The sequence below is a fragment of the Herbaspirillum sp. LeCh32-8 genome, from assembly GCF_017814915.1.
Classification (GTDB): Bacteria; Pseudomonadota; Gammaproteobacteria; order Burkholderiales; family Burkholderiaceae_D; genus Herbaspirillum.
Genome location: NZ_JAGIPZ010000002.1, coordinates 384,918 through 409,576, shown reverse-complemented (window position 1 = coordinate 409,576; position 24,659 = coordinate 384,918). Strand labels below are relative to the sequence as shown.

Below are 24,659 nucleotides of genomic sequence, written 5' to 3'. Positions count from 1 at the left end.
CGCCACCGCCGCCGGCGGCGAAGAAACGCAAGCCGACCTCGCAGTTCATGCTGGCCCATCCCGCGCACTGGATCGCGCAGGGTTTCGGCAGCGGGCTCTCGCCCATCATGCCGGGCACCGCGGGCACGCTGTTCGCATGGCTGTCGTATGCCGTGCTCTCCGCACGCTGGCCGCACATCTTCACCGCCGCCAACTGGCTGGCCATCATCGTGGCCGGCTTCGTGGTCGGCATCTGGGCCTGCCACCGCACCGGCCGTGCGCTCAATTCGCCCGACGACGGCAGCATGGTGTGGGACGAGATCATCGCCTTCTGGCTAGTGCTGGTGCTGGTAACGCCGGCCAGCCTCAAGGTGCAGTTCGCGGCCTTCGTGGTGTTCCGCTTCTTCGACATGGTCAAGCCGCCGCCGATCGCCTGGTTCGACCGCCGCTTTAAAGGCGGCTTCGGCGTGATGTGGGACGACATCGTGGCGGCCTTCTACACGCTGCTGGTGTTCGCGTTCTGGCGCGCGTATTCCTGATCGGCAGCTGAAGAAGAAAGCCGGTTCAACAAACCCGGCGGAGGGAGTATGCTAGTTCGTGCATGCTCATGATCAACCGGCCGCAGTCATCGGAAGGGGCTGCAGGCACAACCAGGGATGACACTCATGGACACCACGATTGACTTAGCCGCACGCGTCGGCCAGGCCTTGAAGGCCAAGGGCCTGCTGTTAGCCACCGCCGAATCGTGCACCGGCGGCGGCATCGCACACGCCATCACCGAGATCGCAGGCTCTTCCGAATGGTTCGACTGCGGCTTCGTGACCTACTCCAACGCCTCCAAGAACGAACTGCTGGACATTTCCGAAGCCACGATCGCGCAGCATGGCGCAGTCAGCGAAGAGATCGCCGGCGCCATGGCCGAAGGCGCGGTTGCCAACAGCAGCTCGGATATCGCGGTCTCCACCACCGGCATCGCCGGCCCGGGCGGCGCGGTGCCCGGCAAGCCGGTCGGCACCGTCTGCTTCGGCTGGCGCCTGGGCGACAAGACCTATACCGAACGACTAGTGTTTTCCGGCGACCGCCAGGCGGTGCGCCAGCAGACGGTGGAACATGCCTTGAAGGGCTTGCTGAAACTGCTGGCTGACTGAACACGACCGTACAAAAGAAACAGGCCGCGCTTGCCTTGGCAGCGCGGCCTGTTTCTTTTGGTACTCCTGTCATTCTGCGCAAGCAGGAAGCCGGCGGCTTTCCTCTCGCATCAAGCTGCGGATGGTGTGCGAACGACACCGGATCCCTGCCTTCGCAGGGATGACCGTCATCTGATCAGATCAACGATGCAGATTGATCGCGTCGCGCGTTTCGATGGCCACGCGGCGCGCTGCGGCGGCGAAGTCCTCGCCCGCTTCGCGCTTGGCGTACAGGATGGCGCGCGAGGAGTTGATCATCATGCCGGCGCCGGCGGCGGTCTTGCCGGACTTGACGGTTGCTTCCACGTCGCCGCCCTGGGCGCCCACGCCCGGCACCAACAGCGGCATGTCGCCGATGATGGAGCGCACCTGCGCCAGTTCATGCGGGAAGGTGGCGCCCACCACCAGGCCGCACTGGCCGTTGGTGTTCCACTTCTCGGCCACGAGGCGCGCCACGTGCTGGTACAGCGGCTTGCCCTCGACTTCCAGGAATTGCAGGTCGGAGCCGCCGGCGTTGGAGGTGCGGCACAGCACGATCACGCCGCGATCCTTCCACTCCAGGTAGGGCGAAACCGAGTCCCAGCCCATGTAAGGGCTGACGGTGACGACGTCGGCGTTGTAGCGCTCGAAGGCTTCGCGCGCGTACTGCTCGGCAGTGGCGCCGATGTCGCCGCGCTTGGCGTCCAGCACCAGCGGGATGTCGGGATAATTGGTGCGCAGGTAGGAGCAGATGCGCTCCAGCTGCTCTTCCGCGCCCAGCGCGGCGAAGTAGGCGATCTGCGGCTTGAAGGCGCAGGCGGTGTCGGCCGTGGCGTCGATGATGGCGCGGCAGAATTCGTAGATAGCGTCGGGCTTGCCCTGCAGCTCCTCGGGGAATTTCTTGACGTCAGGGTCCAGGCCGACGCACAGCAGGGAGTTACGCGAAGTCCACGCGGCGTTGAGTTTCTCGATGAATGTCACGGTGATGCCTTAAGCTTGAAGATGCGCTATTGTATCGCGCCGGCCTGCCCGAACCGCGATTTTTACCGGATTTTCACCGCATTTCAGGGGAAATCGGGCACCTCTGGCAGCATTGCCGGTCTCAAACGCTTCTATTTCTGACGAGGAACAACAACATGAAGACACCGTTCAAACCGTTCGCCTGGCTGGCCGTCGCCGTGCTGGCGCTCACGCTCTCCGGCTGCGGCTACAACGACTTCCAGGCCAAGGACGAAGCCACCAAGGCCGCCTGGGGTGAAGTGGTGAACCAGTACCAGCGCCGCGCCGACCTGATCCCCAACCTCGTCAACACCGTCAAGGGCTATGCCGCCCACGAGAAGGACACGCTGGAAGCCGTCACCAAGGCGCGCGCCGCGGCCACCAGCTTCCAGATCACCCCGGAAGTGCTGAACAACCCGGAGGCCTTCAAGAAATTCCAGCAGGTGCAGGGTGAGCTGTCCTCGGCGCTGTCGCGCCTGATGGCGGTCTCCGAGAATTACCCGCAGCTGAAGGCCGACACCAGCTTCCGCGACCTGCAGTCGCAGCTGGAAGGCACCGAGAACCGCATCACCGTGGCGCGCCAGCGCTACATCGCCTCGGTCCAGGAGTACAACATCCTGGCGCGCAGCTTCCCCACCAACATCACGGCCAAGCTGTTCAGCTATGAAGTCAAGCCGTCCTTCACGGTGGAAAACGAGAAAGCCATCTCGACCGCGCCCACCGTCAACTTCGGCAAGTAAGCGCCGGCAATGCGCACGCTTTTGCTGCGGCTGTTCCTGTTGCCGGCCCTGTTGTGGACGCTGAGCTGCGTGGCGGCCGATGACGGCTTCGTCGCCGTCCCGCCGCTGTCGACCCACGTGACCGACCAGGTCGGCATGCTGTCCACCCAGCAGCGCGCCTCGCTGGAAGGCGTGCTGGCCGAGTACGAAACCCGCACCGGCAGCCAGATCGCGGTACTGCTGGTGGCCACCACCGCGCCGGAAGCCATCGAGCAATACAGCATCCGCGTGGCCGAGGCCTGGAAGCTGGGGCGCAAAGGCGTCGACGACGGCGTGATCCTGGTCGTCGCCAAAGACAATCCGAAGGCGCTGCGACGCCTGCGCATCGAAGCCGGGCGCGGTGTGCAGGGCAGCCTGACCGATGCGCAATCCAAGCGCATCCTGGAAGACGTGATCGCGCCGCACTTCCGCCAGAACGATTTTTATGGCGGCCTGGCGGCCGGCGTCTCCGCCATCGCCGGCCTGCTCGACAAGGAAAACCTGCCGGCCGCACAACGCCATGCGCCGGCGGCGCAGGATGACGGCGGCGGCTGGGTGGCGCTGATCGTGGTGCTGGTGTTCCTGGCGGTGTTCTTCACCGTGCTGTTGAGATCGCGCCGCCATGCCCGCAACAACCTCAACAGTAACGACTGGGGCCACGGCGCCGGCGTGATCATCGGCAGCATCCTCGAACAGGCCGCGCGCAATGCGTCGTCGGGCCGCTCCGGCGGCTTCACGAGCTCGGGCGGATTCGGCGGCTCGTCGGGCGGCTTCTCTTCCGGCGGCGATTCGTTCTCGGGCGGCGGCGGCACATTCGACGGCGGCGGCGCCTCGGGGGATTGGTGAGATGAACCGGAACAACACACAGCCATCGCTGCCCACCCGCGCGCTGCGCCATCTGCAGAGCACCAAGGCCACGGCGCGGCGCCTGTTCCCCTCCCCTGCCCTCAAGGCCATCCAGGCCAGCATCGCCGACGGCGAACAGCGCCACCGCGCGCAAGTGAAGCTGATCGTCGAAGCTGCGCTGTCGCTGGGCGCCGTCTGGCGCGGCGAAACTTCGCGCCAGCGCGCGCACGAATTGTTCGCGCGTTACCGCATCTGGGACACGGAGGAAAACTGCGGCGTGCTGGTCTACCTGAACCTGGCCGACCACAAGGTGGAGATCGTCGCCGACCGCGGCGTGGCGCGCCTGGTCACGCGCCAGCAATGGCAGGACATTTGCCAGGCCATGACCACCGGCTACGCCCGCGGCGACTACAGCGACAGCACGCTGGCCGCGCTGGGGCAGCTGCACGCCGTGCTGGCCCACGTCATGCCGCGCGATGGCGACACCCGGGAGCACAACGAGCTGTCCGACAAGCCGCTGGTGCTCTGAAGACGCTCACCTGCGGGCATCATCTGCCGCAATGAAAAACGCCGCCGTGGCATCACCCCCGGCGGCGTTTTTTCATGAATGCCGGCGACGCTCAACCGTTCTCATACACCCATTGCAACAGCGCATCCTGGGCCTTCTGCCCGGACGGGGCGTTCTGGTGGTTGATCAGGAACACCACCACATACGACTTGCCCGAAGCGGCTTGCACGAAGCCGGCGATGGAGCGCACATCGTTCAGAGTGCCGGTCTTGATGTGCGCCTGGCCTGCCACGCTTTGCGTCTTCAGGCGGCGGCGCATGGTGCCGTCGTAACCCACCAGCGGCATCGACGACACATACTCAGGCATCAGCGGCGAGCGATAGGCCTGGGCCAGCATGCCGGCCAGCAAGGCGGGCGTGACGCGCTCGATGCGCGACAGGCCGGCGCCGTTCTCGATGGCCAGGCCGCTGGTGTCCAGCCCCTTGTCGCTGAGCCAGGAACGCACCACGCGCGCGCCGCCGACGGTATCGCCGGCCTGCCCGCTCATCTCTGCTGCCAGCGTCAGCAAGACCTGGCGCGCCATGACGTTGTTGCTGTACTTGTTGATGTCGCGGATCACTTCCGGCAGCGTCGGCGACTGCGACTCCGCCATCAGCCGCGCCGACGGCGTCACCAGTCCGTTGACCACGCGGCCGGAAAAACTGCCGCCCAGATCGGCCCACATCTGCGCGAACATCGCGCCGGCGTACTGCGCGCTGCTCATGCGATACGGATGCACGTACCAGACCTTGGGGCCGCAGTCGGCCGAGAAGCTGCCGTTGAAGGCGGCCGACGTCGCCTCATTGGACAGCATCAGCTTGCCCTGCCAGTCGCCGCACGGCTCCTGCGACAGGCGCGGCGGCGTGATGGCATAGCCGGCCAGCGGCGGATCCATAGTCACCGACACGGTGCCGGCGGCGGGATTGGGCTCGAAGCGGAAGGCCAGGGTCTTGTAGTTGATCAGCAGCGCATCCGGACCGGCGTTGTACGGCTTTTGCGGGTCGCCGTCGAACTGCGAAGGATCATAGGTCGACTCGGCGAAATAGCTGCGGTCGAGCACCAGGTTACCGCGGATATCCTTCACGCCTCGCGCGCGCAGCTGGCGCAGGAACAGCCAGAAATTCTCCATCACCAGCTTGGGGTCGCCGCCGCCCTTGATGATCAGGTCGCCGTTCAGCACGCCCTGATCGAGCGCGCCGTCGATGTAGGCCTGGGTCTTCCAGGAATAGGTCGGGCCGAGCAGCTCCAGCGCCGCATCGGTCGTCACCAGCTTCATCACCGAGGCCGGGTTGAACGGCTGGGTGACATTGACTGCCGCCAGCGCGCGCTTGCCGGTGTCGGCATCGAGCACCAGCACGCCGACGTTTTGCTGGGGAATATGCGCCACCCGCAACGCGCCCACCACCGGCGGCGGCAAGCTCTGGGCCGACGCCGCAGTGGCGGCGCCTAGCAGTGCAACGGCAATGGCCGGGGAAAGAAGACGGGAGGACGGAAAACGAGGAACAAGCAAGGAAAAGCCTGATAGGAAACGCAGCATGATTCAACCGAAAATGGAGATGGCCCATTATAGGGTGAAGCATCAGGGCCGGCTGACGCCCGCACGGAACAGGCACTTGCAGTGCAATATCTGCGAGAATGGCGCCGGTCGACGTTGCCATAACGACATCATGGCGACGCCGTGATGGCCCCGGCGCTGCACCCGGGATGTCGCCGCAGCAGGCCGTCGTATTGCAAGTACGACGACAATGGAGTTACGCTGAGTCACACAACAAAACGCATTTACCCGTACGCAGGGGGCGTCGCCAGGGAAATGCGCTCACGTTCCAGGCAGTCGGGCCAAGGCCGGCGGCAGGACGAGAAAGAAACGGCATCATGTCTTCCAGCAGCACCAAAGCACGGCGCACCGGCAGGAGCAGACGGCAGCGGCAATTGGCCGCCGTGCTGGCCTTGCTCAATCCGCTGGCGCTGTACCGCAAGCGCCCGGCGCGCGCCGACGATCCGTCGCCGGAGGAGTTGATCGGCAAGGGCGTGCGCTTCGTCAACCGCATCTATGTGCTGCGCGCCATCGGGCTTGGCATCGGCTTTTTCTGCGTGGCCGCGGGCTTCGTGCAAAACCCTGTGGGTTGGCCGCTGTGGGCGCTGATGGGTTTCCATGGCTTCATCTGGCCGCATGTGGCGCGCCAGTGGGCGCTGCACAGCAAGATCCCCTACCGCGCCGAGCGCCGCAACCTGGTGATCGACGCCGGCTTCGGCGGCTTCTGGATTGCCGCCATGAACGGCAACCTGGTGCCCAGCGCGGTGATCATCTCCATGCTCTCGATGGACAACATCGCCGCCGGCGGTGTGCGCCTGTTCATGCGCGGCGTCTACGCCAGCCTAGCCTGCTTCGCCCTGGGCTGGCTGGTGCTGGATTTTCACTTCATGCCGCAGTCCGACATCGCCACCATCGTGGCCTGCCTTCCCATGCTCGCGCTCTATCCGCTGGCGCTGGGCAAGTCGACCTATGACATGTCCAAGAAGCTGGCCGAGCGTTCGCGCGAATTCGAAATCGTCAGCCAGACCGACGGCCTGACCGGCCTCTTCAACCGCCGCTACTGGGAGAGCCTGCTGATCGAAGAGTTCGGCCATTGCCGGCGCAACACCGGCCGCGGCGGCAATGAGGCCTGCCTGCTGCTGCTCGACATCGACCACTTCAAGCGCGTCAACGACACCCACGGCCACCTGATGGGCGACACCGTGCTGCGCAACTTCTCGCAGCTGCTGCGCGCCAACCTGCGCGAGGACGACCTGATCGGGCGCTATGGCGGCGAGGAATTCGTGGTCATCCTGCGCAATACCTCGATGGCGGATGCGCGCGTGCTGTCGCAGCGACTGATCGACGACGTGCGCCGACAATCCTGCGACGACCTGGGCCTGTGGGGATGCACCGCCAGCATCGGCCTGGTGCCCTTCACCATCGACATGGACGCGCACTATGTGTGGCTGCAGCGCGCCGACCACGCGATGTATTGCGCCAAGGAACAGGGACGCGACCGGCTGGTGATGTGGGATGCCGGCCTGCATCGAGAACAACGCGACGCCGGCCGCGTGCAGGCTGCCTGATTGCAATGTCGTCGTTGGAAGAGGTCTAAGTGCGCAAGGCGCCGATGCAAAACCGGCGGACGCAAAAAAGGCCGATGTTTTCGGGGCCGCCACGAGACCACTGTGAAAACATCGACCTAGGGAAATCAAGGGCGGAGCGATCGGCGTTCAGTGACAGACGTTTTCCCAGGGGGAAGAGTCTCCGCCGATGCCCCTGCCACTGCCGCAACGAGCGGCAAAGCGGGCTGCATAAAACCCGCTAAATTAGTACTGGCAGAGCCTCCAGTACTAAAAGCGCGAGCAGCGCGCCGAACACTGCGCCCACTGCCCTCAAACTGGTCCTGACCACGCGCGAGGCGACAGGTACTTCGCCGCACAACAACAAGCCCGCCAGCGTCATCGGGATAAAGAACATCAGGTTGTTCATGATGATGTTAGGCATGATGCGTCTCCTCCTTCAGCCTTCTCATTCAAATTATTTACATCCTGCCGGGGCCTGGAACCGCTCTGCCAGCCTTGTCCGGTGTGTCTTTCTGGCTTGAGTATAGGCCGCGTGTCGCATAAGACAAGCATGCCATTCCGACTATCGTTGCTGCATAGCAGCGCAGTTTTGCCGTGTGGCCACATCCCGTGCGCGATGAGCCTGTGTTGCGGATGCACAAATTTTCGGCAATGCGGGCGAATTGCCTTGACCCTGTTTTAAGCGCGAGCGTAGAATTCGCCCGTTCTCATTTTTTGGAGTCCCTCTCATGGGCACTTGTTCGGGTGACAGTTGTTGCCGGTCTATGACCGGTTAAGCCTCGGCAAGCATTTCAGCAGGATTCCTCCTGCCGTCATCTTGCACCAGGCAGATGGCGGCATATCGATGCCGGCGGCGCGGCAGCCTCAGCACTGAGGTTCGCACTTCACGCTCCGCCTCCTACGCATCGACATTCCCTCACAACGACAGATCGACGATCGACCGCCGCAGACTTGCGTCACGGCGCACGGCTCAGTTTTTACTTCGCTCTCCCGCGTCAGCGCCGGAGAGCGGCTCGACTTGCGCCGTCGCACCCTGACGATTTGCTGACAGCATGGCCTTACGCCATGCCCTGCAGGTGTCTGCATGCGCCATCAGGCGCCGATGACAGGGGTTCCGCTCAACCTAGCGGAGGCTGCCATGCGACAGAAAACAACATGAAGACGCGATGTTTGTCATCGATCCGTCAAGCAGGCTCGTTACAGTCCCTGACGCGCGAGACCTGAGACCACCACGGCGATGCGGCCACCGGCTTCGCATCGGACCAACAGCCACTTCGCCCGCCGCCCCTTCCTGAAGGCGCTGCGGGATGAAGAAAACAGAGAAAAGAAGTACGCCATGAACCTGAACCTGCTGAAAGAAACCTTCGTCAGCTTCATCCGCGCCCGCGGAATGGACCGCCACTTCCGCCGCCTCGGAATGGACATGTTCCGCAGCGCGCCCGTGACCAAGGAAGTCTCCCAATCGCTGGCCCAGCAACTGACCGAGGCCTCGCGCAGCGACGCCGCGCCCCTGCTGGCGCAACTGAAGTCGCGCGTGGACGGCCTGACCGAGGCCGAGTCCGACGCCATCCGCGCCGAGATCGGCCCCAACGAGGTCGAGCACGAGAAGCCGCTGACCTGGCCGGTGCATCTGTGGCATTGCTACAAGAATCCTTTCAACCTGCTGTTGACGCTGCTGGCCGCGGTGTCCTTCTACACCGAGGACATGAAGGCCGCCATCGTGATCGGCACCATGGTGGTGGTCTCCACCCTGCTGCGCTTCGTGCAGGAGGCGCGCTCCAACACCGCCGCCGACAAGTTGAAGGAAATGGTCAGCAACACCGCCACCGTGATGCGTCACGACCTGGTGGAAGAAATCGCCGCCGAGGCGCAGCGTTACTTCGACGTCACCCTGCATCCCAAGGGCGCGCGCCGCGTGGAAGTGCCGATCAAGAACCTGGTGCCGGGCGACATCGTGCTGCTCTCCGCCGGCGACATGATCCCGGCCGACATGCGCCTGCTGGCCGCCAAGGACCTGTTCGTCAGCCAGGCCGCCATGACCGGCGAATCGCTGCCGGTGGAAAAGTTCGTGGTGCCGACCAACCTCGACACCAGCAGCCCGCTGGAGCTCAACAACCTGTGCTTCATGGGCACCAACGTGGTCAGCGGCTCGGCCACCGGCGTGGTGCTGACCACCGGCAAGCGCACCTACTTCGGCGCGCTGGCCGAACGCGTGACCGCCACCGACCGCTCGCCGACCGCCTTCCAGGCCGGCGTGAACAAGGTCAGCTGGCTGCTGATCCGCTTCATGCTGGTGATGACGCCGGTGGTGTTCTTCCTGAACGGCTTCACCAAGGGTGACTGGGTCGAGGCCTTCCTGTTCGGCCTGTCGGTGGCCGTGGGCCTGACCCCGGAAATGCTGCCGATGATCGTCACCTCGACGCTGGCCAAGGGCGCCGTCGCCCTGTCGCGCAAGAAGGTGATCGTCAAGCGCCTGGACGCGATCCAGAACTTCGGCGCCATGGACGTGCTGTGCACCGACAAGACCGGCACCCTGACCCAGGACAAGATCTTCCTGGAGCGCCACACCGATATCCGCGGCGAGCTCGATGACGAAGTGCTGCAATACGCCTACCTGAACAGCTACTACCAGACCGGCCTGAAGAACCTGCTGGACGTGGCCGTGCTGGAACACGCCGAACTGCAGCGCGAGATGTCGATCGCCCAGGCCTACCGCAAGGTCGATGAAATCCCCTTCGACTTCCAGCGCCGCCGCATGTCGGTGGTGGTGTCCGAACGCGAAGACCACCACGAGCTGATCTGCAAGGGCGCGGTCGAGGAAATCGTCTCGGTCTGCACCCGTGCGCGCCTGAACGGCCAGATCGTGCCGCTCAGCGAGGAACTGCTGGCCGAGATCCGCGAAACCACCGGCAGCCTGAACGCCGAAGGCCTGCGCGTGGTGGGCGTGGCCGCCAAGGACCTGCCGCCGACCAAGGAAACCTACAGCCTGGCCGACGAGTCGGATCTGGTGCTGATCGGTTACATCGCCTTCCTCGACCCGCCGAAGGAATCAACCGCGCCGGCCTTGGCCGCGCTGCGCGAACACGGCGTGTCGGTGAAGATCCTGACCGGCGACAACGAGCTGGTGACCGCCAAGATCTGCCGCGAGGTGGGCCTGGAAGTGGACGGCATGCTGCTCGGTTCGCACGTCGAGAAGATGAGCGACGAAGAACTGGCCGTGGCCGCCGAGAAGGTGACCGTGTTCGCCAAGCTGTCGCCGGCGCACAAGGAACGCATCGTGCGCATCCTGCACGACAAGGGTCACGTGGTGGGCTTCATGGGCGACGGCATCAACGACGCCCCGGCGCTGCGCGCGGCCGACATCGGCATCTCGGTGGACACCGCAGTGGACATCGCCAAGGAAGCGGCCGACCTGATCCTGCTGGAAAAGAGCCTGATGGTGCTGGAAGAAGGCGTGCTGGAAGGCCGCAAGACCTTCGCCAACATGCTGAAGTACATCAAGATGACCGCCAGCTCCAACTTCGGCAACGTGTTCTCGGTGCTGATCGCCAGCGCCTTCCTGCCGTTCCTGCCGATGCTGCCGCTGCATCTGCTGGTGCAGAACCTGCTGTACGACGTGTCGCAGATTTCCATCCCGTTCGACAACGTCGACAAGGAGTTCCTGGAGAAGCCGCGTCGCTGGGATCCGGCCGACATCGGTCGCTTCATGGTGTTCTTCGGCCCGATCAGCTCGATCTTCGACGTCACCACCTTCGCGCTGATGTGGTACATCTTCGGTGCCAACTCGGCCGACCACCAGACTCTGTTCCAGTCCGGCTGGTTCATCGAAGGCCTGCTGTCGCAGACGCTGATCGTGCACATGATCCGCACCAAGCGCATCCCCTTCTTCCAGAGCCGCGCCTCGTGGCCGCTGTTGGGCATGACGCTGGTGATCATGGCCATCGGCATCATCATCCCGATGTCGCCGCTGGCGCACTACTTCAAGCTGGAGGCGCTGCCGCTGTCCTACTTCCCGTGGCTGATCGCCATCCTGGTGGCCTATGCAGTGCTGATCCAGGGCATGAAGGGCTGGTATTCGAAGCGTTACGGCTGGCAGTAAGCGGTCGCAAACGCCGGCCGCAAGGCCGGACAAAAAAGGGTTGCCCGACGAGGGCAACCCTTTTTTCATTTCCGGAACGGCAACGCGGGACAGTGCAGAGGACGGCGCGAAGCATTGGAGAAACAGCGAAAGCACGACGATGTGAAAGCGACTCAGGTATTTCCCGATGGTGCGATGCGGCCGGCAATCTTAAGCTTCGCAGCCTGGGGAAACATCACACAAGATCACTTGCAAACGGGGGGGCATCATGCACAACAGCGGTAGTTGCGAGGGCACGTACAAGAGCGTGTCCGACGGCAAGATTTATCAGTACAAGGCGAGCTATCAGGGCGCAGACTCGATCGCCTGGAGCGCCAGCGTCAGTTGGGGCCAGACCCAGGCGCTCTCGCGCGTGGGCTCGATCTCGCACAACATCCTCAGCGGCCACTCGCTGCAGGAGCTGGTACGCGCCCACGTGGTAGCGTCGATCCAACACGCCCTGGGCGAGAACGCCGCCTGAGCGGCCGCTCTTTCGCCTTCGTCCGGCCCGCCGTTCAGCGGCGCGGGATCCTGACCGTGAACACCGTCTGCGTCTGCTCGCCGGACGTCACCTCGATCTCGCCGCCGTGCGCAGCCACGATCTGCTGGGCGATATACAGCCCGAGTCCCAATCCATCCTTGCGCCCGATCTCGCGCTCGCCGCCGCGGAACGGGTCGAAGATGCTGGGCAACAGCTGCGCCGGGATCACGCCTTCGTTGGCCACCGTCAGCACCAGCTGCTGCTCTTCCCGGCCGTCGATGCCGATGCGCACCGGACGCCCCGGCGCGCCGTGCTGCAAGGCGTTGCCCAGCAGGTTGGCGGCCACCTGCGCCAGGCGCTCGGCGTCCCAGTGGCCGGCGTCTTCGCCCTGGATCTTGCGTTCAATCACGCGCTCCGGGTAGGTCGCCTGGTATTCCTGCACCACCCGCTCGACCACTTCGCCCAGGCGAGCGCTGTCGCGCGCCACCGCGATGCCGCCGGCCAGGCGCGCGCGCGCCAGGTCCAGCATGTTCTCGATCAGCTTGGCCATGCGCTTGCTGCTGTTGATGATCTGCTGCGTGGCCTTTTGCGCCACTTCTTCGCGATAGGTTCGCTGCAGCAGCGTGGCCGCCATCAGCACCGCGCCCAAGGGGTTGCGCAGGTCGTGGCCGAGGATGGCCACGAACATCTCGTTCAGGCGCAGGGTTTCGGTGCGCTCGCGCAGCTCCAGCGCCAGCTGCTGCTTCTGGCGATACAGCTGGAAGAACACCTCGGCCTTGTTGCGCAGGATGTGCGGCTCGATCGGCTTGTAGAGGAAGTCCACCGCGCCGGTCTCGTAGCCCTTGAACAGGCGATGCTCATCGCGCGTGCCGGCCGTCACGAAGATCAGCGGGATGTTGCGGGTACGCTCGCTGCCGCGGATCAGCTCGGCCAGCTCGAAGCCGTCCATGTCCGGCATCTGCACGTCGACGAAAGCCAGCGCCACGTCATGCACCAGCAGCAGCTCCAGCGCCTCGAAACCGGAGCGCGCCTGCAGCAGCTCGACGTCGTCACGCTGCAGCAACGCCGACAGCGCGAGGAGGTTTTCGTCGAGATCGTCCACCAGCAGGAATTTCACCTTTGGCAGATCCGCTGAGTTCTGATTGTTATTCACCAGCTTACCTTTCTCCCTGAACGCCCAAGGTACGCAACAGATCGGCGATCTGCCCGAGCGTCAGCACGTAATCGATATTCCCGGCCGCCAATGCCTGTTCAGGCATATAGGGGGCCTGGGCCTGTTGCGGATCCTGCACCACCGTGACGCCGCCTGCGGCGCGGATCGCCTGCAGGCCGGCAGCGCCGTCCTGATTGCCGCCGGTCAGCACCACGCCCAGGAGGCGCGCGCCGTAGATGTCGGCAGCCGACTCGAACAGCACGTCGATGGCGGGCCGCGAAAAATTCACCGCCTCATCATTGGACATGGCCAGCAGCGGCCCCTGCTCCGACGCATCCACCAGCAGATGGTAATCGGGCGCGGCGAAATAGATCGTGCCGGCCAGCACCGGCTCCTTGTCCTGCGCCTCGCGCACCGGCTGTACGCACTTGGCGGCAAAGATCTCGGCCAACAGGCTGGGCCGCTCGCGCGGGATGTGCAGCACCACCATGGTGGCCAGCGTAGCGCCTGCCTGCAATGCCGGCAGGATTTCCGACAGCGCTTCCACGCCGCCGGCGGAGGCGCCAATCACCACCGCGTCAAAGGCGCGGCCGGCCAGTTCCGGAAAGACAGGCGCGCTCACAGGTCGCCCTTCTTCTGGAAGATGCGGTCTTCCCGCACCAGTTCATCGAAGGCGCCGGCATGCTCGGAAAAGCGCAGCGACTCCTTCGAACCCAAACCCAGGAAACCCTTGCGGCACAGAGAATCGCGGAACAATCCCAGCGCCCGTTCCTGCAGCTGGCGATTGAAATAGATCAGCACGTTGCGGCAGGACACCAGGTGCATCTCCGCGAACACGCTGTCGGTGGCCAGGCTGTGGTCGGAGAACACGATGTGCTTGCGCAGCGATTTGTCGAACACGGCCGCACCGTATGCAGCCGTATAGTAATCGGAAAGCGACGTGGTGGCCCCGGACTTCTGGTGGTTACTGGTAAAGCCGGCGATTCGATCCAGCTCGTAGACGCCGGCCTCGGCCTTCTTCAGCGCCGCCTGGTTGATGTCGGTGGCGTAGATCAGGCTGCGTTCCAAGAGGCCCTCCTCACGCAGCAGGATGGCCAGCGAGTAGACCTCCTCGCCGCCGCTGCAGCCGGCCACCCAGATCTTCAGCGACGGATAGGTGCGCAGCAGCGGCACCACCTTCTCGCGCAGCGAGCGGAAATAGGTCGGGTCGCGGAACATCTCGCTGACCTGCACCGTCAGGTAATCCATCAACGCCGGGAACACGGTCGGATCGTGCAGCACCTTGTCCTGCAGCTGCGACAGCGTGGCGCAGCCGAAGCGCCCCATGGCGGTGGCCAGGCGGCGCTTCAGCGACGCGCCGGCGTAGCCGCGGAAGTCGCAGTGATACTTGAGGTAGATCGCATCAAGCAGCAGCTGCATCTCGATGTCGAAGTGTTTGGTGGTCATGGCAAACGCGGCTTATTTGGGCATCCACACCCGCACCAGCGAGAGCAGCTTCTCGACGTCCAGCGGCTTGGCGATGTAGTCATTGGCGCCGGCGGCCAGGCATTTCTCCTGGTCGTCCTTCATCGCCTTGGCGGTCAGGGCGATGATGGGCAGGCGCTTCCATTCAGGCTTCTTGCGGATCTCGCGCATGGCGGTCATGCCGTCCATCTCGGGCATCATGATGTCCATCAGCACCAGGTCGATGGCCGGCTTGCCCGCCTCCTGACTGCGCGCCAGCGCTTCGAGCGCCTCGCGGCCGTTGCGGGCGATCTCCAGCTTCATGCCCTTGGGCTCCAGCACCGAGGACAGCGCGAAGATGTTGCGCACGTCGTCTTCCACCACCAGGATGCGGCGTCCTTCGAACACCGTCTCGCGGTCGCGCGCGACCTTCAGCAGGCGCTGGCTCTCCGGCGGCAGCGTAGTTTCCACCTGGTGCAGGAACAGCGTCACCTCGTCCAGCAGGCGCTCGGGCGAACGCGCGTCCTTGATGATGATGGAGCGCGAGAAGCGGCGCAGGTTCTGCTCCTCCTCCGCCGACAGCGAGCGGCCGGTATAGACGATCACCGGCGGGAAGGCCACGTGCTCCTGCTCGGCCATCTTCTCCAGCAACTGGTAGCCGGACAGGTCGGGCAGGTTCAGGTCCATCACCATGCAGTCGAAGGTGGTCTGCTGCAATTGCTTGAGCGCGTCGCCGGCGGTGTGCACGCCGACGATGTTGATGTTCTGGCCGCCCAGCAGCTGGCGGATGCTGTCGAGCTGGCGAACATCGTCCTCAACCACCAGCACGTGGCGCAGGTCCTGCAGGAACTTGGCTTCCAGCTTGCGGATCGCGCCCATCAGTTCTTCACGCTGCACCGGCTTCAGGGCGTAGCCGATGGCGCCGCGCTCCAGCGCCTCGTGCGAGTAGTCGGCCACCGACACCACGTGCACCGGGATGTGGCGGGTCTTGGGATTGCGCTTGATCTGGTCCAGCACACCCAGGCCCGAGAAGTCCGGCAGGTTCATGTCCAGCAGGATGGCGCTGGGGCGATACATCTCGGCCGCGGCCACGCCTTCGTTAGCGGAATGGGTGATCACGCACTGGAAGCCCATCTCGTGCGCGAGGTCGCGCAGGATCAGCGCGAACGAGCTGTCGTCCTCGATCACCAGGATCAGGCGCGAGGAAACGTCGAGGCGATTGCGGTCGTCGTCAATGGCGATGTCCTGCAGGCGCTGCGCCCCCGACTGGGACGGCGCCACGCGCACATCGGGCGCAGTGGCGGCCTGTGCCGCCTGCAGCGCCGACACCGATGCCGGCAGCGGCGCCAGCTCGGGGCGCGCCACGACGCGCTCGGCCGCATAAATCTGCGGCAGCGTCAGCGTGAAGATGCTGCCCTCGCCCGGACGGCTCTGCACGCGGATGTCGCCGCCCAAGAGACGCGCCAGGTCGCGCGAGATCGACAGGCCCAGGCCGGTGCCGCCGTATTTGCGATGGGTGCTGCCGTCGGCCTGGCGGAACGCTTCGAAGATGAACTGATGTTGGTCCTCGCCGATGCCGATGCCGGTGTCGCGCACCGAGAACGCCACGCGACCGTCGGCGGCGGTGTGCACCGACAGCGTCACCTCGCCCTTTTCGGTGAACTTGATGGCGTTGGACAGCAGGTTCTTCAGGATCTGGCCCAGGCGCTGCATATCGGTTTCCATGCGCACCGGCAGGCCCGGCTCCAGCTGCACCTTGAAGCCCAGGCCCTTCTGCTGCGCGGTGACGGAGAACACCGCGTTGAGCTCCTCGGCCAGCTTGGCGATGGCGAAGGACTCGGCCACGATGTCCAGCTTGCCGGCCTCCATCTTGGACAGGTCGAGGATGTCGTTGATCAGCGCCAGCAGGTCGTTGCCGGCCGAGGAGATGGTCTGGGCGAAGCGCACCTGCTCGTCGGTCAGGTTGCCCTGCTTGTTGTCGGCCAGGAGCTTGGCCAGGATCAGCGTCGAATTCAGCGGGGTGCGCAGCTCGTGGCTCATGTTGGCCAGGAACTCGCTCTTGTACTGGTTGGCCCGCTCCAGCTCGGTAGCCTTGTCGACCAGCACCACCTGGGTCTTGGAGAGATCGTCCTTCTGGGTTTCCAACAGCTGGGCCTGCTCTTCCAGCTGGGCGTTGGTTTCTTCCAGCTCGGCCTGCTGCGTCTCCAGGCGCAGCTGCGAGGCCTTCAGCGCCTGGCCCTGCTCTTCCAGTTCTTCGTTGTTCACGCGCAGCTCTTCCTGCTGCGCCTGCAGTTCCTCGGCTTGGCGCTGGGTCTCTTCCAGCAGCTCTTCGAGGCGGGTGCGATCCTTGGAGGAGCGCACGGCCACCGCGACCTGATCCGACAGGCGCGCCAGCAATTCTTCTTCCTCCGGGCGCACATGGCGCAGGAAGCCCAGCTCAAACACCGCCTGCACCACACCGTCGGAGGCGGCCGGCACGATCAGCAGCTCCAGCGGCTTGCGCCGGCCGACGGCGGAGGCCACGCTCAGGTAATCCTCCGGCACCTGCTTGACGTGCATGGCGCGATTGAGCTTGACGGCCTGGCCCAGCAGGCCCTCGCCGTTCTGCAGCGTGGCCGGGCCGCTGGCGCGATCCAGCGCGTAGGAGCCGAAGCGCTCGAAGTCGTCGCCGTTCTTGCGCAGGTAAATCGCGCCGACCTGGGCATTGAGGTAGCCGGCGAGGAAGGACAGCGTGTTGTCGCCCAGCACGTCCAGCCGCTGCTCGCCCTGCAGGCGTTCGCCCAGGCCGGTCTGGCCGGCACGGATCCAGACCTGCTTTTCGCGGCTGCGATAGTCGCGCGAGGTCATCACCGCCGAGCCCAGGATCAGCACCAGCAACAAGCCTGAACCACCCCAGGTGATGGCGGAGGAGAAGGTCACCGCGTCCTGCCAGTCGGACTGGCGCGAGGCCAGCAGGTCGCGCTCCTGGCTTTCCATCTCGCGCACCACCGCACGTACGCGATCCATCGCCATCTTGCCGCGGTCGGACTGCACCATCGCCAGCGCGCCGGCGGCGTCACCGTTACGGCGCAGGGTGATGGTCTCGGCCAGCTCGTCCATCTTTTCCTTGGCGATGCCTTCGACCTGCGACAGGCGCTGCAATTGGTCCGGGCTGTCCGACACCAGCCTGCGCAACTTGTCGAACTCGCCCGGTAATGCGGCCTTGGCCTGGTTGTAGGGCGCCAGATAAGTCTCGGTGCCGGCCAGCAGGTAGCCGCGCTGGCTGGTTTCGGCATCCTTCAATGTGGACACCAGCACCTGCAGCTGCTCGCGCACCTCGATAGTGTGCGACACGGCGCGGGCGGCATCGGCGCGGGTGACCGAGGCCTGGTAGGTGAAGAGCGAGATCAGGATCAGCGCCAGGATGGCGACGCCGAAACCGATCAGCGGCCCCGGCGGAAGCGGCGGTCCGTTGAAAGCGCCCTTACCCTGGCGTTTGAAAGTGGCAATGTGTTCTTCTGCTTGGCTGGAAAAACCCGGCACGGCGCGCTCCATTCTTGGAATCGTAATAAGTGAGCTGTGGGGGTGCGAGTCCCCCTCCCCTTGACATTGCTACGCAGCAAAAATCACTGATTATACTTTGTCAACTCCGCCGCCGGAGCCGCTGCGTGCTGCCTAATCCTTGTTGCGCCGGCTGCGACGCATTTTTATCGCGCGGCCGACCTCGGCTGTGACCGGAAAGCGACAGCTCGGTTCAACCCGCACTACAGTCCATGGTGACCATGTCGCTTGCGCGCGTTCAGCCTCCCGCCAGGCCGGCGGCGATGTTGATGGACAAGCCGATGATGGCGGCATTGAAGAGGAAGCAGATCAGCGAATGCGCCAGCACGGCCTTTCTCAGCGCGCGGGTGGCCACGCCCACGTCCGAAGTTTGCACCGCCACGCTGATGGTGAAGGAGAAGTACAGGAAATCCCAGTAGTCGGGTGTGGCGCGGCCGTCGGCGAAGCGCAGCGGCAGGGCTTGCTGATCGTCGTCCTCGGCGTAGAACAGGCGCGCATAGTGCAAGGTGAAGATGGTACCGATCAGCAGCCAGGAACCGAGCACGGTGGCGCCGGTGAAGGCGTAGCGCGCCAGCTTGCCGGCATCGCCGTGACTGCCGGCAAGCTCCAGCAGGATCGCCACCAGGCTGGCGATGGCCGCCACGCAGACCATGCACAGCACCAGCTGGGCGCTTTCGTCCTCGGTCTCGGCCAGGCGCTTGGCGTCGTCGGCGTCGGCGCGAACCATCATCAGCCAGATGGTGAGCAGATACGTCCACACGCCGGCGTTCCAGCCGATCAGGCAATGCGTGACGAAGGAGCCGGTGGGAATGATCAGGCCGGCGACGAGGCCGACCGCGATGGCAATCAGCAGGCGGGGATGAACCTGGACGATGTGGCGGGCAACGGACATGTTGTTCTTTGCGGGAGCCGCAATGCGGCGCAAGGGGATGCCGAAACATAGCACGCTTCGGCACGCCCTCCCTGACCGTACGCTGACTTGGGGATGGAAAACCGCTGAACTTACCTGGGCGATGAGATCAGATGCGCCACCCGGGTCGCGTCGTCAAAGCTCTTGAAACCGGTCAACGCCATGGTGTTGACGGTCATCGGCTCCTGCACGCTGGCCATGTTGGTCACGCGCCCCTCGACCACGGCAGCCAGTTGGCGGCCGATCAGCTCACGGGTGCCGGCAGTCAGCCGCGCGGTGCCGGCGGGCGAAAACTGGACGACCAGAATGGCGCGGCCGGCGGCGTCCTTCTGCGCGGTGGCGCGCTGCACGTCGGCGCCGGTCACGATCACCTTCGGAGACAGGTACACCACGTTGCCGGGAATATCGCTGCTCTCGGCCTTGACCCAACCCTCGGTCGGCACGGTGGTGGCGCCGCGCAGCTCAAAGGGGCTGGACTTGGACAGCGCGCCGCTGCCGGCACAGCCGGCCAGTATCGCCAGGGCGGCGCCGGCTGCTGCCAGCGCCAGGGTGCGACGGCGCAGCGAGGAGGTCACAAAGGCGGGGGTTGCGGCGCTCAAAATTCGTGCTCCTTCAAGGCGCGCTGGGCGCGCTCGCGGGCGCCGGCCAGGGCTTCTTCCTCGGTCGGGAAGATGCCGGCCGGGATATAGGTCTCAGCGACCTCGGGTTCGCGCGTCAGGCGCACGAAGACCTGCGCCTCAAAAGCGTGGTCAGGCTTCTCGACCGCGTCATAGCGGGCGATATGGGTACCGCTTTGCAAAACCTTGTCCGTCATGCTGCCTCCGGTGTCGATCGGGATGGAACCGGTTGGACACAGGGCTGCGCTCGAGGTTCGAAAAGTTGACGAAAGGAAATTTTCAGCAGCCGGGCCAATCAGGCCAACCCGGCAAGTCCGGTCTCAGGCCGCCAGCGGGAAGCGCACGGTAAATACCGTCCCCTGCCCTTCGTCGCCGCAGTCGAGGCTGATCACTGCGCCGTGGTCGTGCGCGATCTCGCGCACGATGGCCAGGCCCAGGCCGCTGCCGGCCACCTTGTCGTTGGCGCGGTAGAAGCGGTCGAAGATCAGTTCGCGATGCTCGGGGGCGATGCCGGGGCCGGAATCCTCCACCGCCAGCAGCGTGGCGCCGTCCTCTTCCTGGCAGCGCACGGTGACGGTGCTGTGCGGCGGCGAATAGCGCACCGCGTTGTCGATCAGGTTGTCGATCAGGTCGCGCAGCAGGAAACGGTCACCGCGCATGCGCCCCTGGCGCAGGTCGAAGCCGAGGTCGATCTGCTTCTTGTCGGCCTCTTCGATGAAGTGCTGCACCGACTCTTCCACCAGCTTGTCCAGCGACAGGTCTTCCAGCTTGCGCTGCTCGAACAGGCCCGGCTCGGAGCGCGCCAGCGCCAGCAGCTGGCGACTCTGGCGGATCATGCGCTCCACCGAGGAATTCATCATCTCCAGCGAGCGCGCCGTGTCGGGCTGATCCTGGTGCTTGTCGTGCAGCAGCTCCAGCTGCAGCTTCAACCCGGTCAGCGGCGTGCGCAGCTGGTGAGCGACGTCAGCCAGGAAATTCTGCTGGGCCTGCTCACCCGAGCTGATACGTTTCATCAGTTCATTCATGGCGCCGATCAGCGGCTGCAGTTCCACCGGCGAACCGCTGCCGTCGATGGCGCCCAGATTGCCGTGGCCGCGCTGCTCAAGATTGCGCTGCAAGGACTTCAGCGGACGCAGGCCGCGCCCCACGGCGAACAGCACCGCGCTGATGGAAACGAAGGTGATCACGCCGTCCAGCGCCAGGAAGGACAGCAGGATTGTGTAGTGCGCGCGGTTGCGCTTGCGCACCGTCTCGGCCACCGCCACCGAGATCACGCCGTTCTTCACGCGCACCTGCAGCGCGGCGATGCGCACGGGCTCGCCGCGCATCTCGGCGTCATAGTTGATGGGACGTTCGAACACGTCGCTGTCGGGCAGTGGCGGGAAGCCCTTGTCGCCCACCACGATCTGGCCGCTGGTGTTGCGCACCGCGAAGAAGGTGGTGTCGGAATGGTTGCTGCGCAGGATCTGCTCGGCCTGCTGGGTCAGCTCGGCAGTGGTGCGCTCCTGGCGATGGCGCACCTGGGCGTACAGGCCCCAGGTGGAATCCATCAGGTTCTGGTCGAACGCATGCTGGGCCGGCAGCCAGGCCAGCCAGTAGGTGATGCCTGCGGCCACCAGGTTGATCAGCAGCAGCGGCGCGATCAGCCACTTGAGGAGGTCGCGCCGGATGCTGGTGTGGAGAAGAGGCATGCGCGCAGGCAGTGATGCGTCGGGGCGGCGTGGACGAGCCCGGGCCTCAGCCCTCGCTCTTCTCCAGCATGTAGCCGAAGCCGCGGATGGTGCGGATGGCTACGCCCGAATCGGCGATCTTCAGGCGGATGCGCGAGACGTAGACCTCCACCGCATTGATGGTGAAGTCCTCGCCCCAGGGCAGCACGGCGTCGATGATCTGCTGTTTGGACACCACGCGCGACGCGTGCTGCATCAGGTATTCCAGCACCGTCCATTCGCGCAGCGAGAGTTCGATCTTGCGGCCGTCGATGTCGGCGCGCTTGGTGGCGTTGTCCAGCGACAGGCCGCCCACCGAGAGTTGCGCCGGCTGCGGCGCGCTGCGACGGATCAGCGCCTTGATGCGGGCCACCAGCTCGGGCGTGGCGAAGGGCTTGACCAGGTAATCGTCGGCGCCCAGCTCCAGGCCGTGCACGCGGTCGGGAATGGTGTCGCGCGCGGTCAGCAGCAGCACCGGCGTGTTGTTGCCGGTGGCGCGCATGCGCCGCAGCACCTCGAAGCCGTCGATGCCCGGCAAGCCGATGTCGAGCACCAGCACCGAGGCGTTGAAGCGCTGCGACAGCGCGTCGAGACCGTTGTTGACGGTATGCACGGTGAATCCGTGGGAATTGAGGACACGCGACAGGCCGTCGGTAAGCACCGGGTCGTCTTCGACCAGCAGAACGTTCATAGGGACTTCAGTTCAGGAAAACAGCGCAAAAACATCTGCGAACCGGAGCATCGTATTGCAGGGCCGAGAATGCTGCAAATCGGGATTTGCCCCAGAGCCCTTGAACAGGATCGAAAATGTTTCATTTTCATCACACTCAGCAGTTTGTCAGCAAAACGACAGCCTTTCGTCAGCGCACGCCTTTAGCCTAGCCGACCATGCGAATGAGAATCCACCTCATTTGCCGCCTGCAGCATCGCAACACCCGTCGTACCGCTTTCGCCAGCCAAACGGTCATCAGGTCGGATTAGCCAGCCACGAGAATTCCCCGCCGCCAGGCGAGGGTTTCCCCTTCCGCGCCAACTCCATAAAGACCATAAGAAATGAACCGTCTCACTCCGATTGCCGCTGCGCTGGTCGCCGCGTTCGCCGCTCCCCTGCCGCTGCATGCGCAGCAGGCTGATTCCAACAATGCCTCCGCTGCCGGCCAGTTGGCGCCGGTCACCGTCGAGGGTCGCCGCGACGACTTCGGCGCCACTACCACCGCCATCACCAAGCTGCCGGCCGACCTGCACGACGTGCCGCAGTCGGTCACCGTAGTAAACAAGGCGCAGATGCAGTCGCAAGGCGTGGGTTCGCTGTCGGACGCGCTGCGCAATGTCTCCGGTATCACGCTGGGCGGCGCCGAAGGCGGCCAGATCGGCAACAACATCAACCTCAACGGCTTCTCGGCGCGCACCGACATCTACCTCGACGGCTTCCGCGACCGCGGCCAATACTACCGCGACACTTTCGCGATGGATGAGATCGAGGTCCTGATGGGCCCGTCCTCCATGCTGTTCGGCCGTGGCTCGACCGGCGGCATCATCAACCAGGTGACCAAGAAGGCCAACCTGAAGCAGTCTACCGAAGTCTCGGCCTCGGTCACCACCAACGGCCTGGTGCGCACCACCGCCGACTACAACCACCCGCTGTCGGACACCTCGGCCATGCGCATCGAGGCGATGGCGCAAAACGGCGCGGCCAGCACGCGCAACCAGACCAATGTGCAGGACTTCGGCCTGGCCGGTTCCTATGTGATGGGCATCGGCACGCCGACCGAGATCACGCTGTCGGCACTGATCCAGCATAACCACGACCAGCCCGACTACGGCCTGCCTCCGCTGAACGGCCATCCGGTCAGCGTCGACCGCGACACCGCCTACGGCCTGAACAGCGACCGCACCGACCAGGATGTGGTCTCGCTCAACGCAGGCATCAAGCACAAGATCACGCCCGACGTCGTGCTGCGCAACCAGACCCAGTTCAATTATGTGCACACCAACGCCATCGAGACCGCGCCGCAAGGCATCGGCACCGTGTCCGGCGCAGGCTATACCGCACTGACCACGCCCTTCAGCAGCCTGCCGCTGTCCAGCCTGTACGTGCGCGCGCAGAGCCACGACCGCGACATCCACGATTACTCCATCTTCAACCAGACCGAGCTCTCGGCCAAGTTCAGCACCGGCGGCATCAAGCATGACGCGCTGGTGGGCGTTGAAGTCGGCCACGACGGTTACGACAACCAGAACTACTACCGCAACGGCAGCTGCAACGGCGTCGCCCTGACCGGCGCCAGCACCCCGACCTCGGGCTATGCCGACTGTATCGCCGTGGTCAGTCCGACCTACAGCGCCGCCGGCGCCAGCGTGGCCGACGTCGCCGGCAACCGCCAGGGCGGCAGCGCCAACACCATCGCCGCCTACGCCGGCGACACGCTGGAGCTGAACAAGCAGTTCAAGCTGGTGGGCGGCCTGCGCTTTGACCGCTACATCGCCAGCATCACCAACTCGCTGAACTCGGGCAACACCCCGGCTGCGGCCAAGAACACCGCGCTGGCCTCCGCCAGCCAGACCGTGAACTTCCTCTCGGTGCGCGCCGGCGCGATCTGGCAACCGACGGCGGCGCAGTCCTACTACGTCTCCTACGGCACCTCGTTCAACCCGTCGCTGGAACAATTGACCGGCACCACCGGCCAGCAGAACCTGGATCCGGAAAAGAACCGTTCCTATGAGCTCGGCGGCAAGTGGGACGTGGCGCAAGGCCTGGCGCTGAACGCCGCCGCCTTCCAGATCACCAAGCAGAACGCGCGCAGCCAGGTCTCGACCGGCGTCTACGAGCTGCAAGGCACGGTGCGCGTGAACGGCGCGCGCGCCGGCGCTACCGGTCGCATCACCCGCGAGTGGCAGGTCGCCGCCAACTACACCTACCTGGACGCCCAGGTGATCGGCGCTTCCGCAGTTGACGGCACGCTGGGCAAGATTCCGGTCAACACGCCCAAGCACACGCTGACCACCTGGACCACCTACGACGTCGCCCCGCACTGGCAAGTCGGCGGCGGCGCGACCTACATGTCGCAGCGCTACGCCAACGCCACCAATACCGTCCAGGTGGGCGGCTACACCCGCTGGGATGCCACCGTGGCCTACACGCAGAAGGCCTATGACATCCGCCTGAACCTGTTCAACCTGAGCAACAAGATGTATTACGATGCGCTGATCCAGTCCGACGGCGGTCGCTCGGTCCCGGGTTCGGGCCGCACCGCGATGCTGTCGGTCAACTACCGCATGTAACCAGGAAGAC

Annotated in this window: 21 protein-coding genes; 9 read left to right on the top strand and 12 right to left on the bottom strand. The window is 64.8% G+C overall.

Going from position 1 to position 24,659, the window contains the following annotated elements:
• Positions 1-47: 47 nt before the first annotated feature.
• Both J8I26_RS06940 and J8I26_RS06935 read left to right on the top strand, forming a co-directional pair.
• On the top strand, positions 48-518 hold the full coding sequence (locus J8I26_RS06940) for a phosphatidylglycerophosphatase A (RefSeq protein ID WP_209605821.1): 471 nt from the start codon (positions 48-50) through the stop codon (positions 516-518).
• A gap of 126 nt (positions 519-644) precedes the next feature.
• The gene (locus tag J8I26_RS06935) at positions 645-1,127 is read left to right on the top strand and encodes a CinA family protein (protein ID WP_209605494.1); all 483 of its coding nucleotides are present in this window, start codon (positions 645-647) and stop codon (positions 1,125-1,127) included.
• 180 nt (positions 1,128-1,307) lie between these two features.
• On the opposite strand, the gene pyrF is transcribed toward J8I26_RS06935, so the two are convergent.
• Positions 1,308-2,126, bottom strand: coding sequence for an orotidine-5'-phosphate decarboxylase (gene pyrF, locus J8I26_RS06930; protein ID WP_209605492.1), 819 nt, complete (start codon positions 2,124-2,126; stop codon positions 1,308-1,310).
• Positions 2,127-2,281: 155 nt separating this feature from the next.
• Between pyrF and J8I26_RS06925 the strand changes: the two genes are divergently transcribed.
• The 3 genes from J8I26_RS06925 to J8I26_RS06915 are packed head-to-tail and all read left to right on the top strand — an operon-like array spanning position 2,282 to position 4,277.
• Positions 2,282-2,884, top strand: a complete 603-nt coding sequence (locus J8I26_RS06925) for a LemA family protein (protein WP_209605491.1) — start codon at positions 2,282-2,284, stop codon at positions 2,882-2,884.
• Positions 2,885-2,893: 9 nt separating this feature from the next.
• Positions 2,894-3,748, top strand: coding sequence for a TPM domain-containing protein (locus J8I26_RS06920; protein WP_209605489.1), 855 nt, complete (start codon positions 2,894-2,896; stop codon positions 3,746-3,748).
• A gap of 1 nt (position 3,749) precedes the next feature.
• Positions 3,750-4,277 carry a TPM domain-containing protein gene (locus J8I26_RS06915; RefSeq protein ID WP_209605487.1) on the top strand — a complete coding sequence of 176 codons (528 nt, stop codon included), beginning with the start codon at positions 3,750-3,752 and terminating at the stop codon, positions 4,275-4,277.
• Between the two features lie 91 nt (positions 4,278-4,368).
• On the opposite strand, the gene dacB is transcribed toward J8I26_RS06915, so the two are convergent.
• Positions 4,369-5,760 carry a D-alanyl-D-alanine carboxypeptidase/D-alanyl-D-alanine-endopeptidase gene (gene dacB, locus J8I26_RS06910; protein ID WP_348635294.1) on the bottom strand — a complete coding sequence of 464 codons (1,392 nt, stop codon included), beginning with the start codon at positions 5,758-5,760 and terminating at the stop codon, positions 4,369-4,371.
• A 407-nt stretch (positions 5,761-6,167) separates the two neighbouring features.
• On the opposite strand from dacB, the gene J8I26_RS06905 reads away from it, so the two are divergent.
• Positions 6,168-7,397, top strand: coding sequence for a diguanylate cyclase (locus J8I26_RS06905; protein WP_209605483.1), 1,230 nt, complete (start codon positions 6,168-6,170; stop codon positions 7,395-7,397).
• 238 nt (positions 7,398-7,635) lie between these two features.
• Here J8I26_RS06905 and J8I26_RS06900 read toward each other — a convergent pair whose 3' ends face one another.
• Positions 7,636-7,818 carry a hypothetical protein gene (locus J8I26_RS06900; RefSeq protein ID WP_209605481.1) on the bottom strand — a complete coding sequence of 61 codons (183 nt, stop codon included), beginning with the start codon at positions 7,816-7,818 and terminating at the stop codon, positions 7,636-7,638.
• A 915-nt stretch (positions 7,819-8,733) separates the two neighbouring features.
• Between J8I26_RS06900 and mgtA the strand changes: the two genes are divergently transcribed.
• Both mgtA and J8I26_RS06890 read left to right on the top strand, forming a co-directional pair.
• On the top strand, positions 8,734-11,496 hold the full coding sequence (gene mgtA, locus J8I26_RS06895) for a magnesium-translocating P-type ATPase (RefSeq protein ID WP_209605479.1): 2,763 nt from the start codon (positions 8,734-8,736) through the stop codon (positions 11,494-11,496).
• A gap of 247 nt (positions 11,497-11,743) precedes the next feature.
• Positions 11,744-11,995, top strand: coding sequence for a hypothetical protein (locus J8I26_RS06890; protein ID WP_209605477.1), 252 nt, complete (start codon positions 11,744-11,746; stop codon positions 11,993-11,995).
• A 34-nt stretch (positions 11,996-12,029) separates the two neighbouring features.
• Here J8I26_RS06890 and J8I26_RS06885 read toward each other — a convergent pair whose 3' ends face one another.
• From J8I26_RS06885 to J8I26_RS06845, 9 genes are all read right to left on the bottom strand, one after another.
• Positions 12,030-13,112 carry an ATP-binding protein gene (locus tag J8I26_RS06885; protein ID WP_209605475.1) on the bottom strand — a complete coding sequence of 361 codons (1,083 nt, stop codon included), beginning with the start codon at positions 13,110-13,112 and terminating at the stop codon, positions 12,030-12,032.
• Positions 13,113-13,152: 40 nt separating this feature from the next.
• The gene (locus J8I26_RS06880; RefSeq protein ID WP_209605473.1) at positions 13,153-13,770 is read right to left on the bottom strand and encodes a chemotaxis protein CheB; all 618 of its coding nucleotides are present in this window, start codon (positions 13,768-13,770) and stop codon (positions 13,153-13,155) included.
• Positions 13,767-14,594, bottom strand: a complete 828-nt coding sequence (locus J8I26_RS06875; protein WP_209605471.1) for a CheR family methyltransferase — start codon at positions 14,592-14,594, stop codon at positions 13,767-13,769. The genes J8I26_RS06880 and J8I26_RS06875 overlap by 4 nt, the downstream gene beginning before the upstream one ends.
• Before the next feature lie 12 nt (positions 14,595-14,606).
• On the bottom strand, positions 14,607-18,113 hold the full coding sequence (locus J8I26_RS06870; protein ID WP_348635287.1) for a response regulator: 3,507 nt from the start codon (positions 18,111-18,113) through the stop codon (positions 14,607-14,609).
• A gap of 256 nt (positions 18,114-18,369) precedes the next feature.
• On the bottom strand, positions 18,370-19,023 hold the full coding sequence (locus tag J8I26_RS06865) for a DUF1345 domain-containing protein (RefSeq protein ID WP_209605467.1): 654 nt from the start codon (positions 19,021-19,023) through the stop codon (positions 18,370-18,372).
• Between the two features lie 110 nt (positions 19,024-19,133).
• Positions 19,134-19,640, bottom strand: a complete 507-nt coding sequence (locus J8I26_RS06860; protein ID WP_245200164.1) for a preprotein translocase subunit SecD — start codon at positions 19,638-19,640, stop codon at positions 19,134-19,136.
• Complete coding sequence (locus tag J8I26_RS06855) at positions 19,637-19,855, bottom strand: hypothetical protein (RefSeq protein WP_079218802.1); 219 nt, start codon at positions 19,853-19,855, stop codon at positions 19,637-19,639. Before J8I26_RS06855 ends, J8I26_RS06860 begins: the two co-directional genes overlap by 4 nt.
• A 123-nt stretch (positions 19,856-19,978) precedes the next feature.
• Positions 19,979-21,349: a sensor histidine kinase gene (locus J8I26_RS06850; protein WP_209605465.1), complete on the bottom strand. Its 1,371-nt coding sequence runs from the start codon at positions 21,347-21,349 to the stop codon at positions 19,979-19,981.
• A gap of 46 nt (positions 21,350-21,395) precedes the next feature.
• Entirely contained in the window at positions 21,396-22,058 is a 663-nt protein-coding gene (locus tag J8I26_RS06845) for a response regulator transcription factor (RefSeq protein ID WP_209605463.1), read from the bottom strand.
• A 362-nt stretch (positions 22,059-22,420) separates the two neighbouring features.
• Between J8I26_RS06845 and J8I26_RS06840 the strand changes: the two genes are divergently transcribed.
• Positions 22,421-24,649: a TonB-dependent siderophore receptor gene (locus tag J8I26_RS06840; protein ID WP_209605461.1), complete on the top strand. Its 2,229-nt coding sequence runs from the start codon at positions 22,421-22,423 to the stop codon at positions 24,647-24,649.
• The last annotated feature ends 10 nt before the right edge of the window (positions 24,650-24,659 follow it).

Excerpts from the sequence above, each read along its gene's own strand:
- J8I26_RS06940 (WP_209605821.1), top strand. The coding sequence starts at position 48 with ATGCTGGCCCATCCCGCGCACTGGATCGCGCAGGGTTTCGGCAGCGGG.
- J8I26_RS06935 (WP_209605494.1), top strand. The coding sequence starts at position 645 with ATGGACACCACGATTGACTTAGCCGCACGCGTCGGCCAGGCCTTGAAG.
- J8I26_RS06925 (WP_209605491.1), top strand. The coding sequence starts at position 2,282 with ATGAAGACACCGTTCAAACCGTTCGCCTGGCTGGCCGTCGCCGTGCTG.
- J8I26_RS06920 (WP_209605489.1), top strand. The coding sequence starts at position 2,894 with ATGCGCACGCTTTTGCTGCGGCTGTTCCTGTTGCCGGCCCTGTTGTGG.
- J8I26_RS06915 (WP_209605487.1), top strand. The coding sequence starts at position 3,750 with ATGAACCGGAACAACACACAGCCATCGCTGCCCACCCGCGCGCTGCGC.
- J8I26_RS06905 (WP_209605483.1), top strand. The coding sequence starts at position 6,168 with ATGTCTTCCAGCAGCACCAAAGCACGGCGCACCGGCAGGAGCAGACGG.
- J8I26_RS06900 (WP_209605481.1), bottom strand. The coding sequence starts at position 7,818 with ATGCCTAACATCATCATGAACAACCTGATGTTCTTTATCCCGATGACG.
- mgtA (WP_209605479.1), top strand. The coding sequence starts at position 8,734 with ATGAACCTGAACCTGCTGAAAGAAACCTTCGTCAGCTTCATCCGCGCC.
- J8I26_RS06890 (WP_209605477.1), top strand. The coding sequence starts at position 11,744 with ATGCACAACAGCGGTAGTTGCGAGGGCACGTACAAGAGCGTGTCCGAC.
- J8I26_RS06875 (WP_209605471.1), bottom strand. The coding sequence starts at position 14,594 with ATGACCACCAAACACTTCGACATCGAGATGCAGCTGCTGCTTGATGCG.
- J8I26_RS06865 (WP_209605467.1), bottom strand. The coding sequence starts at position 19,023 with ATGTCCGTTGCCCGCCACATCGTCCAGGTTCATCCCCGCCTGCTGATT.
- J8I26_RS06855 (WP_079218802.1), bottom strand. The coding sequence starts at position 19,855 with ATGACGGACAAGGTTTTGCAAAGCGGTACCCATATCGCCCGCTATGAC.
- J8I26_RS06850 (WP_209605465.1), bottom strand. The coding sequence starts at position 21,349 with ATGCCTCTTCTCCACACCAGCATCCGGCGCGACCTCCTCAAGTGGCTG.
- J8I26_RS06845 (WP_209605463.1), bottom strand. The coding sequence starts at position 22,058 with ATGAACGTTCTGCTGGTCGAAGACGACCCGGTGCTTACCGACGGCCTG.
- J8I26_RS06840 (WP_209605461.1), top strand. The coding sequence starts at position 22,421 with ATGAACCGTCTCACTCCGATTGCCGCTGCGCTGGTCGCCGCGTTCGCC.